Origin of the sequence: Halobaculum roseum (assembly GCF_019880245.1) — an archaeon.
Lineage (GTDB): Archaea > Halobacteriota > Halobacteria > Halobacteriales > Haloferacaceae > Halobaculum > Halobaculum roseum.
Map to the genome: position 1 here is coordinate 385,590 of NZ_CP082286.1, position 12,926 is coordinate 398,515.

Here is a 12,926-nt window from a genome sequence, read left to right on the forward strand (position 1 = left end):
GATTTTTTCGCGTCCACACGTCAACAGCCGCCGGCTCGCTCCCACCCGTCGGTTCGCCCGTCCGTTCATCCGTCGACCGGCCCCCGCTCCGTCTCACCGCCCTCGACCGCCGCGACCCTCGGATTTAGGCCCTCCCCGGCCGCAGCCAGGGTATGCACGTACTCAAGAACGGAACCGTCGTCGACGCCGACGGCGCCCGCGAGGCGGACGTGGCGATCGCGGACGGCGAGATCGTCGCCGTCGGCGAGGTGGGACGCGGCGACACCGAGACCGACGTGAGCGGACAGTTCGTCGCCCCCGGCCTGATCGACTCGCACGTTCACCTGATGATGGACGGCCGCCCGGACGTGGCGACCGCACAGGACGAGAGCGACTTCGACCACGCGTACATCGCCGCCGCGAACCTCCGAACGGCCGTGGAGGCGGGTGTGACGACGGTTCGCGACCTCGGCGCGAACGGGACGCTCGCGCTCGATGCCGGCCGCGCGGTCGCCGAGGGGCGGCTCGTCGGCCCGCGCGTGCTCGCGTGTGGGGAGAACGTCGTGATGACCGGCGGCCACGGCCACTGGTTCGGCCGCGAGGCCGACGGTCCCGACGAGGTCCGCAGGGCCGCCCGCGAGCAGCTCAAACGCGGCGCCGACGTGATCAAGTGCATGGCGACCGGGGGCGTGCTCACCGAGGGCGCACAGACCGGCGCGCCGGAGCTCACCTACGAGGAGCTGGAGGCGCTCGTCGACGCCGCGAGCGCGAAGGGCGTCCCGACCGCGGCACACGCCCACGGGAAGGAGGGACTGCTCAACGCCGTCGACGCCGGCATCACCAGCATCGAGCACGGCACGTTCATGGACCGCGAGGCGGCGGAGGCGATGGCCGCCGAGGGGACGTACTGGGTGCCCACCGCCGCGGCGCTGAAGAACATCGTCGAGAACCCCGGCTCCGGGATCCCGCAGTCGGCGATGGCGAAGGCCACCGAGGCCGCCGAGGCGTTCGCCTCCTCGTTCGACCACGCCGAGGCCGCGGGCGTCGACATCGCGATGGGCACCGACGCTGGCACGCCGTTCAACCGGTTCGACAACATCGCCGACGAGCTGTCGTACATGGTCGAGTTCGGGATGAGCCCCGAGGCGGCGCTGGAGGCCGCCACCGTCACCGCCGCACGGCTGTGCGGGCTCGACGACGCCGGCAGGGTCGCCGAGGACTACCGCGCGGACCTGGTCGTCCTCGACGGGAACCCCGCCGAGGACGCCGACGCCTGGCAGGACCCGAGCGCGGTGTTCGTCGCGGGCGACCGCGTCGTCTGATCGGTCGACCCCACGGGGTCGCTCGCTCGGTACAGCCGAGCGAGATCCGGGGCGTGGCTTTTTAGCGATCAAACGAATTGGTCCGCTCGATGCCCGAGTGTACAAACTGTGGCGGGTTCGTAACCGAAGGGTACGTACGGGTGTTCGCGCCCGACGGGCTGGAGACCGTTCGGGTGTGCCCGAACTGCGAGGACAAGCTGCGCGACGGGGCCGACGTTCGCGACGCGCGGTCGAAACGGAGCTGATCGGATCTGATCGCCGTGACCCCTCGGTCGCTCCGTCCGTCATACGGAGCGGATCGCCGACGCCCCTCCGACGACGAATAACCGAAGTCCCTCCGAAGAACTACTACCCGACCGAGGGAAGTGGTGGGCATGCGCACAGATCTCACCGGCGAGGCGCTCGCCGACCTCGCACGCGCGCTCCGAACCGGCGAACGAACCCCGGGGGCGTACGCGAACGACGTTCGGGACCGCATCGACGACCGCGACGGCGACGTTCGCGCGTGGGTCGAGGGCGGGAAGCCCCGCGCGTGGCTGACCGCCGAAGCCGAAGCCCTCGAGGCGCGACACGGCGGGGCGGACCCCTCGACGAACAGCGCGGCCGGCGGCGACCGTCCGCCGCTGTTCGGCGTCCCCGTGGGCGTCAAGGACATCTTCCACGTCGACGGGCTGGCGACCCGAGCCGGGTCGGAGCTTCCCGCGGCCGCCCTCGCGGGCCCCGAGTCGACGGCGGTCCGACGGCTCCGCGCGGCCGGCGCATACGTCGCCGGGAAGACGCACACGACCGAGTTCGCGTACTTCGCGCCGGGACCGACGCGCAACCCGCACGACCTCGACCGGACGCCCGGCGGGTCCTCGAGCGGGTCGGCGGCCGCCGTCGCCGCCGGCACCGCGCCGCTCGCGCTCGGGACCCAGACGGTGGGCTCGGTCATCCGGCCCGCGGCCTTCTGCGGCGTCGTCGGCTTCAAGCCCACCCGCGGCCGGATCCCGACCGACGGGGTGATCCCACTGGCGGCGTCCGTCGATCACGTCGGAACCTTCACGCGCGACGTCGCCGGCGCGTCGCTCGCGGCCTCGGTCCTCCTCGACGGGTGGGACGGCGAGCGAGCGAGCGAGCCGGACGGGCCGCCGACGCTCGGCGTCCCGGACGGTCCGTACCTCGATCAGGTGTCCGACGCCGGGCGGGAGGTGTTCGAGCGGGCGCTCGATGCGCTCGCGACCGCCGGGTACGACCTCGTCCGCGTCACGGCGATCCCCGACATCGACGACGTGAACGACCGACACGACACCCTCGTCGCCGCCGAGGCCGCGCTCGCCCACGGCGAGTGGTACGACGAGCACGCCGATCGCTACGCCGAGGCGACCCGCGACCTGATCGAGGACGGGCGGTCCGCGCCGGTTTCGGCGCTGATCCGGGGTCGACGCGGGCGGGACGCGCTGCGCGGCTCGCTGGCGGCGACCGCGGCGGAGCACGGTATCGACGCGTGGGTCGCGCCGGCGGCTCCCGGGCCGGCGCCCGAGGGGATCGACGACACTGGGGACCCGGTGATGAACCTCCCGTGGACGCACGCCGGGGTTCCGACGGTCGGCCTCCCCGCCGGCGACGTGGACGGCCTCCCCGTCGGCGTGCAAGTCGCCGCCGGCTTCGGCGAGGACGAACGGCTCCTGTCGTGGGCCGACGGGATCGCGGAGGCCGTCGACGACGCCGCATAGCCCGCCAGCTGGCACGCCAAACCCACACACGGCGGGGGCGAACCGACACCGTTTTACAGGTCACAGGCGTACGCTGAGATGCACACACGCAGTGCATCACCGCGCTCCGGTGGTGTAGTCCGGCCAATCATATTGCCCTCTCACGGCAATGACCAGGGTTCAAATCCCTGCCGGAGCACTTCTCTTCCGTTCCGCCCGTCGAGTAACCTCTCCTTTCCGACGGGCTCCGTCCGTGTCATCGCGAGGAGCTCCCGCTCGGTGCGTATCGCGTTCGGGATCCATCGTTCGACCGGACGGGAGCGTACGTACGTCGTAACAATCCGACTGTGTACCGAGAACGAGGACACCCATGCCACACACAGCCGCGGTTGCCGGACTCGGATCGCTGTCGGCTTCCATCCCGCTGCAGTTCTTCAGCGGGGAGTTCCTCCAGTACGCGGTCGTCTTCTTCGTGCTGGCGCTCGTCGCGGCCGTCCTCGGTGCCCGGGGCGTCGCCGGGGTGAGCATGACGATCGCGAAGTGGCTCGTGATCGTCTTCCTCGTTCTCACGGTCGTCACGCTGGTGCTTTGAACTGAGGACCCGAACGGGAACCCCCGGTCGGGAGCCTCCGAACGACCTGCGTTGCCACTGTTGGATAGGTTCGACGACGGCGATCGACGAAGCCGTCGCTGGCGGCGTGTACGTGCGTCTGTCTATAAATGCAGAACGGCCCACCAGCATGGTGCTGGTGGGCCGTTGTGTGTTGCGTATGAGTGGTGGGCGGCGAACCGGTGTTTCCAGAGGCTCTCGCACTCCAGGACTTGCCGGAACGCTGGCGGGCTTAACTTCCGTGTTCGGGATGGGTACGGGTGGTGCCCCGCCGCTGTGGCCGCCCGAAGGCCGACCATCGGGAACGATCCGATGAGGTGCCAACGTCGGTCTTCGACCGATATGTACGTGCAATCCAGGTAACGCCTGGACCCGTTCACGAACGGGTCCCAGTGCATATGAGTGTGGCTTGACCTGTTAGTGCTCGTGGACTGAACGCCTCGTTGCCTCGGCGCGTACATCCCGAGTCTATCGAACTCGTCTTCTACGAGTGGTCTCGGTGGTACTTCTTTTTCAGGTGGGTTTCGAGCTTAGATGCGTTCAGCTCTTACCCCGTGTTGCGTAGCTTCTCGGCAGCTGCCCTTTCGGACAACCGATACACCAGTGGCAACCAGTCGTAGTTCCTCTCGTACTATACGACCGTTCCCGTCAAGTACCGTAACACCCCCAATAGATAGCAGCCGACCTGTCTCACGACGGTCTAAACCCAGCTCACGACCTCCTTTAATAGGCGAACAACCTCACCCTTGCCCGCTTCTGCACGGGCAGGATGGAGGGAACCGACATCGAGGTAGCAAGCCACGCGGTCGATATGTGCTCTTGCGCGTGACGACTCTGTTATCCCTAAGGTAGCTTTTCTGTCGTAAATCCGGGCCATTGAGGCCCGTGATCCGTTCGCTAGACCACGCTTTCGCGTCAGCGTCACTCGCTTGGAATGACACTGTCAGACTTCCTTGTGCTCTTGCGCTCTTCCGCGGGTTCCTGTCCCGCGTGAGGAAATCTTGGGGCGCGCTCGATATCTTTTCGAGCGCGTACCGCCCCAGTCAAACTGCCCGGCTACCGGTGTTCTCCTCCCGGAGTGAGAGTCGCAGCCACTGACGGGTAGTATTTCAGTGATGTCTCGGTGGCCCGCTGGCGCGGGTACCTGTGTAATGACTCCTACCTATCCTGCACGTCAGCGGCCACGTCTCAGCGACAGCCTGCAGTAAAGCTCTATAGGGTCTTCGCTTCCCCTTGGGGGTCTCCAGACTCCGCACTGGAACGTACAGTTCACCGGGCCCAACGTTGGGACAGTGTGGCTCTCGTTGATCCATTCATGCGAGTCGCTACTGAAGCGACAAGGTACTACGCTACCTTAAGAGGGTCATAGTTACCCCCGCCGTTGACAGGTCCTTCGTCCTCTTGTACGAGGTGTTCAGATACCTGCACTGGGCAGGATTCAGTGACCGTACGAGTCCTTGCGGATTTGCGGTCACCTGTGTTGTTACTAGACAGTCGGAGCCACCGAGTCACTGCGACCTGCCTCGCGAAAGGCAGGCATCCCTTATTGCGAACGTACGGGACTAACTTGCCGAATTCCCTAACGTCGGTTGTTCCCGTCGGTCTTGGCTTGCTCTGCCAGGGTACCTGTGTCGGATCTCGATACGAACACCACGCTCGTCTTTTCACGGGCTCTAGGTAGTGGTGACTTGCGCTGTCTCAGGCTTCTCTCGCTTCGTGCCGTTACGGCTTCCACGGGATTCCCTGATTCGACCGGGCGAATGCCCGGCTCACCAGTTCCCAAAGCGTCGACTTTCAGTGCGTGGTGGCACTGGAATATTAACCAGTTACCCGGTTGTCCGATTCGAATTACGGTCGGACTTAGGATCGGCTAACCCTCGGCTGATTGGCAGTGCCGAGGAACTCTTACCCTTCAGACCTTCGGGGTTCGCACCCGAATATCGCTGCTACTGTGACCAGGATTGTCGTTACTGTGCGGTCCACGCGAGTTCTCACCCGAGCTTCCATCCGGACAGTACGCCGACCTACACGGTTCCCTTCTTACAGGGACGGTTAGGTATCAGAAGTGGATTTGAGTCCCGATCATTTTGGGCGCCTTGAACCTCGGCCGGTAAGCTGTTACGCTTTTCTTAGCGGGTAGCTGCTTCTAAGCTCACCTCCCGGCTGTTTAGGGCTCAAGACTACCTTCAGAGGATTACACTTAATCCACATTTTGGGTCATTAACCTAACTCTGGGTTGTTCCCCTCACGGTGCCCAAGCTTACCCCGGGACACCGGACTCCCTCCGTCGACAGCGTTCGTACGTTCGGAGTTCGACAGAGAGGCCGACTCCTCTCGGAGGCGGGTCTCTCAATCGGTGGCTCTACCGCACGAACTACCTCGGGAGAGGTCATGCTTCGACATGTTTCGGTCGGAACCAGCTGTTGCCGAGTTCGATGGGCCTTTCACCCCTACTCCAAGATCACGCGAGGGTATTGTAGGACACCAACGCTAACGGACCTCCACGTGCCTTTCGGCACGCTTCATCCTGCCTCGGAGTAGATCACTCGGTTTCGGGTCGTACCTCTTCGACTCCCCGCGCTTGAACACGGTGGCCCTCGTCGTAAGACTGCGGCCATATCGGTTTCCCTGCGCCTTCCACGATGCGCGTGTTAGACTCGCCGGAGAAGTACACTCCCTGGTTCGTTTTTCAAAACGCACGACGCGACTTCGGCTCCCCACTCGTCTTACTGGAGGCTCGCGCCTCGGTCATTCTGAGTGGGGCCTTTCAAGCCCCGTCGCTCAATCGCCAGCTGATTTCAGGCCCTATTGCACCGCCCTTCTCGGGGTGCTTTTCAGCGTTCGCTCACGCTACTTGTTCGCTATCGGTCTCGAGGAGTGTTTAGCTTTCTCAGTCGATGCCTGAGATATTCACGAGGGATATCCAACCCCCGCTACTCTGGGAACTGATCCTCGGAACACACTCACGATACGGGACTGTCGCCCTGTATCGTGCTCCGTTCCAGGAGACTTCTCGTGAGAGTGTTCCGATTGTTATCAGCCCGAACACCACATTGCCCGTGAGGGCTTCGGTTTGAGCTGTGTCGCGTTCACTCGCCGTTAGTAACGACATCTCGGTTTGATTTTTCTTCCTGCTCCTACTGAGATGTTTCAATTCGGAGCGTTCCCCATTGCGCGAAGCAATTGTAGAGGGATTCCCATTCGGAGATCCGTAGTTCTTCGCCTCCATGCGGCTCCCTACGGCTTATCGCAGCTTGGCACGTCCGTCGTCGGCTCTCGAGCCGAGCCATTCACCAGCTGGCACAGTAGCCAGTTGACTGATGGTACACTGTGACCCGGTGAACGGGTCCAGTGGACGTCTGGATTGCACGTACATACGGTCGTCATCGCACGTCGCGTGGGTGGCACGCGAGCGTACATCGACCCTTCCCATTCCCGTTCTCACGGAATGGTGCATCGATCGTGTGTACCAGTTCATCTCCCCGTGCCACACTTAAGGGGCACGGTTCGAATCGCGGTACGAGAGTGACCTACAGGGAATCGAACCCTGTCGAGGTACCAACGAGGTCTGAAGGCGAGCCCCGATAGTTCGAAGGTGTCTGGTCGCATCCACGAGCGCCACGAAGACCTCTAAGGTGGGCCAGGCGCGTCGGCCTGGTCCCGTTCTGTGGAGGTGATCCAGCCGCAGATTCCCCTACGGCTACCTTGTTACGACTTAAGCCCCCTTGCGAAGCCCAGATTCGACCTGGCAACCCAGGCCTCATCCGGACCTCACTCGGGTGCTTTGACGGGCGGTGTGTGCAAGGAGCAGGGACGTATTCACCGCGCGCTTGTGACACGCGATTACTACCGAATCCAGCTTCATGTGGGCGAGTTTCAGCCCACAATCCGAACTACGACCGGGTTTCTGAGATTACCGTCCCCTCTCGGGGTAGGAACCCATTGTCCCGACCATTGTAGCCCGCGTGTAGCCCAGCTCATTCGGGGCATACTGACCTACCGTTGCCCGTTCCTTCCTCCGCCTTGGCGGCGGCAGTCCTCCTAATGTACCCATCAGCCACAAGGGCCATGCTGGCAATTAGGAGCGCGGGTCTCGCTCGTTGCCTGACTTAACAGGACGCCTCACGGTACGAGCTGACGGCGGCCATGCACCTCCTCTCTGTAGGTCTTCCAAGCTCATCACACTGAGATTCATTCCTACAGTCGGAGCTGGTGAGATGTCCGGCGTTGAGTCCAATTAAACCGCAGGCTCCTCCGGTTGTAGTGCTCCCCCGCCAATTCCTTTAAGTTTCATCCTTGCGGACGTACTTCCCAGGCGGTTCGCTTCTCGGCTTCCCTACGGCACAACACAGACTCGTAGTCTGCGTCGCACCTAGCGAACATCGTTTACAGCTGGGACTACCCGGGTATCTAATCCGGTTCGAGACCCCAGCTTTCGTTCCTGACCGTCGGATCAGTTCTCTCAAGGTGCTTTCGCCATCGGTGGTCCGTCCAGGATTACGGGATTTCACTCCTACCCCGGACGTACCCCTTGAGTCTCCCTGTCCCAAGCCGAGCAGTTTTCGCCGGACGCCTACCAGTTGAGCTGGTAGATTTCCCGACGAACTTGCCCGGCCGGCTACGAACGCTTTAGGCCCAATAAGATCGGTCATCACTCGAGCTGCCGGTGTTACCGCGGCGGCTGGCACCGGTCTTGCCCAGCTCTTATTCGTGCACCGCCTTAGGGTGCACAAAAGCGAAGGCACTATGCCTCCGCACTCGGAGTCCCCCTATCGCACTGTCGTGCAGTGTAAAGGTTTCGCGCCTGCTGCGCCCCGTAGGGCCCGGAATCTTGTCTCAGATTCCGTCTCCGGGTTCTTGCTCTCACAACCCGTACCGATTATCGGCACGGTGGGCCGTTACCCCACCGTCTACCTAATCGGCCGCAGCCTCATCCTACAGCGCCGGAGCGTTTCCGGTCCCGGCTGTTCAAAGCATGGGACCGTATTCGCTATTGACCTCAGTTTCCCGAGGATATCGCGATCTGTAGGGCAGATTGGCCACGTGTTACTGAGCTTTCCGCCACGGGTCTAACCCCGTGCGACTAGCATGGCTAAATCGGACTCCGATAGCAATGACCTCCGGCAGGATCAACCGGAATGTTCCTCCCCGCGAGGGGAGGGGGTGGCGGGTCATATCGTGGCGACATCGTGGAACCGACCAGATGTCACCGAACTATCGGGGCTCACATCAGATACCGTCTTGCGGCGGACCGCAGGGGCGGAATCCTCATAGCGTGACGCCGCGCCGACCGCGGCGCGCTTCACATCACATCGAATGGCAGTGGTACGTATAAGCCCGTCGTCTCGCGGTCGGCGAGGTACTGCACCACGTGGGTACGGATATCACGCTATCGCCCCGACGGTGTGCGGTTTCGACGGGGCGCTCGTCACAAACTATTCAACTCGATGAACGAATCACGGACTCGTGGCCCTCCGAACGTATCTCGCGTCTCTCCGTCGCGACCTCCAGGCTGCACTCGCACGCAGGCTCTTCGTCGACCGGCGAGCGCTTGTCGCCCTCCGGGTCGCGTTGGGGACGCTGTTGCTCACGGACCTCCTGTTGCGCGCGCGGTCGCTGGCGTTCTTCTACGCGGATTCGGGCGCGCTCCCGCGGTCGGCGCTGTTCGCCCGATACCCGATCACGGCGAACTTCTCGGTGTACACCCTGTTTGGGGGCGAATGGTGGGTCGGACTCCTGTTCGTCGCCGCCGGGATCGCCGCGCTGGCGCTCGCGCTCGGCTACCGGACCAAGGCGGCCGCGATCTGTTCGCTGATCCTCCTCGTCTCGCTTCACGCGCGGAACCCGCTCGTGTTGAACGGCGGCGACTCGCTGCTTCGACGGACGCTTCTATGGTGTCTCTTCCTCCCGCTGGGGTCCGGGCTGCTACTCGAGGATCGAACGCGATGCCGACACCCGGCGGCTATCGGCCTGTTGGTGCAGCCCGTGGTCCTGTACGTGATCAACGCGGTGATCAAGCTCAGGGGTGATGCGTGGCCGAGCGGGCGGGCCGTACCGATGGTGTTCAGCATCGACTCGCTGACCGTCCTCCTCGGGGACCGGCTCGCGGCGTACCCGGAGCTGCTTTCGGGGCTGGGACTCACGTGGATCGTACTGTTGTGCTGTTCCCCGCTGCTCGTCGTCACCACCGGCCGAAGGCGAACGGCCCTCGTCGGCGCGTTCGCTGCCGCGCACGCTGGGATGGCGCTCACGCTCGGTGTCGGACTGTTCCCGTTCGTCAGCCTCGCGGCGTTGCTCCCGTATCTCCCTCCGGGGGTGTGGGACTCGGTCGAGAAGCGGTGGAACCGAACCGTTCGGACCATCTCGGCGACACGGGCGGGCCGAACGCCTCTGATAGCACGCCGATTCGGTGCAAGTGTTCGAACGGCTCTCGTGGATCTCGGGTCCGCTCCGGCTGCGTTGCGCAGGGTTCTCCAGAGCCGGAACCCGGCCGAGGGTGAGCGCTGTGGAGCCATCACGTCCCGGCTCGTCGATCGCGAGCCGCTCACGGCGGCCCTCCGAAGGACGGGCCGCGGCGTCGCGGCGGTGCTGTTGCTCGTCGTTGTGATCTGGAACGCCGCCGCGTTGGGGTACGTCGACGTACCCGAGACGGACGCGGTCGAGGTGACCCCCAGGGAGACGAGGTGGGACATGTTCGCGCCGTCGCCACCGATCGAGGACGTGTGGTACGTCGCCGTCGGCACGACGGGATCCGGCGAGACGGTGGACGCGATCCACGGGGGCGATCCGAACCTGCGGCCGTCGGAACGACCGAAGGGCGCCTATCCCAGCGCGCGCTGGCGGAAGTACCTGGAGGTCGTCCGCTGGAGCGACGACGACGCGCTTCGGGAACGGTTCGCGTCGGCGCTGTGTACGCGGTGGAACGCAAACCACCGGACACACGTCGAGGCGATCACCGTCCACGTGATGTCCCAGCCGACCCGATCGAACGGGACGGAGCCGATCCGTGAGTCGCGCGTTCGAACGCACGCGTGTTGATTCGAACCGGAGATCACAGTTGACGGGCGTAGATGCGGGATACAGGGGTCAGAGCCGTCAAGCCGGAAGGTTTGAGGTCGGCTCGACCGGGATGACGGTCCAGGGGAGCACTCGAAAACCGGTGTCGCCGGCGGCGGGGAACCGGATCGGCTCGCGGAATATCTCAGGTGTCGACGAGGCCGGCGTCGCGGAGGATCCGTTCGATGTCGAGCGAGACCCCGTCGAGGGGGAGTTCCGACTCGGCGATCGCGTCCCGGACCTGTTCGACGGTGAGCGCCTCCGAGAGCTCGTAGGTGTTGTACTGGCCGCCGCGGAGGCCCTCGTTGTTCTGATACGAGTGGAGGAACCCGAGCATGTCGAGTCGGGTGAGGTGGTTGTACATCCCCCGTTGGCTCAGCGGGTCGTCGCCCGCGGCCTGCGCGAGGCGGCGGTAGGCGGCGTGGATCGCCTTCGTCCGCACCGGCGTGCGACCGTCGGCGTCGAGGCGCGCGACCGCCGAGAGGATGAGCTGCTTGTGTTGGTCCTGGTCGGCGACGGACTCGACCATGTCGCCGTAGTCGAGTTCCTCCTTGGCCGCGTAGACATCGTCCGGCTCGATTGGGACGTGCCCCTCGTTTTCCGCCTGTTCGGCGGCCTGTTTGAGCAGGTCCATCGCGCGGCGGGCGCTGCCCGAGGAGTTCCGGACCGCGAGGGCGGCACACAGCGAGAGCACCTCCTTCCCGTAGGTGTCGGGGTGAAGCGCCCGCTCGGCGCGCGCCTCGATGATCTCCTCCAGCTCGGCGGCGGTGTAGGCGGGGAACTTGATCTCCGTCTCACACAGCGTATCGCGGACCTTCGGCGAGAGGTTCGAGCGGAACGTGTAGTCGTTGGAGATCCCGATGAGCCCGATCCGTGTGTTCTCTACGTACCCGATGTCACGCGCACGCGGGAGGTCGTACAGGAGCGTGTCGGACTCGCCGACGCGGTCGACCTCGTCGAGGACGATGAGGACGGTGCCGCCGATCGCGTCGAGCTCGTCGTACAACATCTCGTACACCTCACGCGCGGCGTACCCGGTCGACGAGACGGTCTCGCCGTCGCGCAGCTCGTTCACCAGCGCGATGGCGACCTGATACGAGGAGGCGGTCCCGTCGGCCGGCGCGAGGTTCTGGCAGTTGACGCGAACGTAGGTGAACCCCCGCTCGTCGCCGGGCGCGTCGGCGTTGCGCGAGTCGATGTCGGCGTCGAGTTCCTGGAGGAGGTACTTCGTCGCCGCCGTCTTCCCGACGCCGGTGTCGCCGTAGAGGAAGGCGTTTCTCGGAGGTCTCCCCTTGTAGACGGGTTTCAGGGCGTTCACGTAGTCCTGCATCACGTCGTCACGGCAGAGGATCTCCGCCGGGGTGTGCTCCTCTGTGAAGAGATCCGCGTTACGGATGATCTCCACGTCGTCCTCGAATATCGAACTCGACCCCATGTCGCACCAGCCTCTGCGGCCACCCGAGTGATAAGGGTGTGGAAGTTCGAGTGCTTTCGCGTGCTTTCGAGTGTTACACCGGGGGGTTGCGAGTGCTCTGCGAGTGACTGCGGGTGACTGCGAGTGTTGCGCCCGGGGACACCGGAATCAGCACCGGTTTTCGAGTGCTCCGGCGGTTAGAGAACACCGGCGGTTCGAGTGCTCCGGCGACGCGCAGCCCGGCCCGGTGACGAGCGATCCGCGTCAGTTCGTGCGATCCGATGAGGTGTGAACGCACGAGGACATCGGTCGAGGGTATCAGCCGGGCAGTCGGAGGCATTCACCGGGCGGTCGGAGGGATTCGCCGAGCAGTCGGAGGTTCGCCGAGGACAAACGACGAGAACACACACCGGTTTTCGAGTGCTTTCGGGTCGGTGCCGCGGGGGCGTGACGGATCCCTCGCCACCCGGCCGGCGCGACACCGGATTTCATGTGCTTCTCCCACTCGAACGCCCCGACGGCGCAGTGGAACCCTCCAGGATCGTGGACTCAGGCGGCAACCGTGGGAGTACGAGCATCGAACGCGCCGTGAGACGACGGCGGATCCGCGACAGTCGCCCGTCCGTCCCGTCGACCTCCCTCACACCGGATTTCGAGTGCTTGGGTGAACGGACGTCGGCTTGACCCCGACAGGGTCGCTCCGTTTGAACTACTGTATATAAATGGCCGGATCCTGTTGCTTCGAGATCATAAGTCGGTGCCGGAGTACACCGAATTTCCGGCGTACGCTCGGTACCGTCTTCTTCTTCTAGCTAGGATCGATACCGATATATTATACGCGAGAGCGTCCC

General features: G+C 64.4%; 6 protein-coding genes, 1 tRNA gene and 3 rRNA genes. 6 read left to right on the forward strand and 4 right to left on the reverse strand.

All coding sequences use genetic code 11. The annotated features are described in order from the left end of the window. Window positions 1-152: 152 nt before the first annotated feature. From K6T36_RS01995 to K6T36_RS02015, 5 genes are all read left to right on the forward strand, one after another. Window positions 153-1,301, forward strand: coding sequence for a metal-dependent hydrolase family protein (locus K6T36_RS01995; RefSeq protein WP_222922366.1), 1,149 nt, complete (start codon window positions 153-155; stop codon window positions 1,299-1,301). A gap of 89 nt (window positions 1,302-1,390) precedes the next feature. Beyond that, complete coding sequence (locus K6T36_RS02000) at window positions 1,391-1,546, forward strand: DUF7563 family protein (protein ID WP_222922367.1); 156 nt, start codon at window positions 1,391-1,393, stop codon at window positions 1,544-1,546. Window positions 1,547-1,675: 129 nt separating this feature from the next. Then, window positions 1,676-3,016 carry an amidase gene (locus tag K6T36_RS02005; RefSeq protein ID WP_222922368.1) on the forward strand — a complete coding sequence of 447 codons (1,341 nt, stop codon included), beginning with the start codon at window positions 1,676-1,678 and terminating at the stop codon, window positions 3,014-3,016. 103 nt (window positions 3,017-3,119) lie between these two features. Continuing rightward, window positions 3,120-3,194, forward strand: a tRNA-Glu gene (locus K6T36_RS02010). Window positions 3,195-3,365: 171 nt separating this feature from the next. Further along, complete coding sequence (locus K6T36_RS02015) at window positions 3,366-3,587, forward strand: DUF1328 domain-containing protein (RefSeq protein WP_222922369.1); 222 nt, start codon at window positions 3,366-3,368, stop codon at window positions 3,585-3,587. A gap of 184 nt (window positions 3,588-3,771) precedes the next feature. Here K6T36_RS02015 and rrf read toward each other — a convergent pair. From rrf to K6T36_RS02030, 3 genes are all read right to left on the reverse strand, one after another. Beyond that, window positions 3,772-3,893, reverse strand: a 5S ribosomal RNA gene (rrf, locus tag K6T36_RS02020). 111 nt (window positions 3,894-4,004) lie between these two features. Further along, a 23S ribosomal RNA gene (locus tag K6T36_RS02025) occupies window positions 4,005-6,923 on the reverse strand. Window positions 6,924-7,273: 350 nt separating this feature from the next. Continuing rightward, a 16S ribosomal RNA gene (locus tag K6T36_RS02030) occupies window positions 7,274-8,745 on the reverse strand. The 16S, 23S and 5S rRNA genes sit together here, the layout of an rRNA operon. A gap of 326 nt (window positions 8,746-9,071) precedes the next feature. On the opposite strand from K6T36_RS02030, the gene K6T36_RS02035 reads away from it, so the two are divergent. Continuing rightward, window positions 9,072-10,643, forward strand: coding sequence for an HTTM domain-containing protein (locus tag K6T36_RS02035; RefSeq protein WP_222922370.1), 1,572 nt, complete (start codon window positions 9,072-9,074; stop codon window positions 10,641-10,643). A 163-nt stretch (window positions 10,644-10,806) separates the two neighbouring features. Here the strand turns inward: K6T36_RS02035 and K6T36_RS02040 are convergent, their stop codons facing one another. Next, entirely contained in the window at window positions 10,807-12,096 is a 1,290-nt protein-coding gene (locus tag K6T36_RS02040) for a Cdc6/Cdc18 family protein (RefSeq protein WP_222607808.1), read from the reverse strand. Window positions 12,097-12,926: the final 830 nt, after the last annotated feature.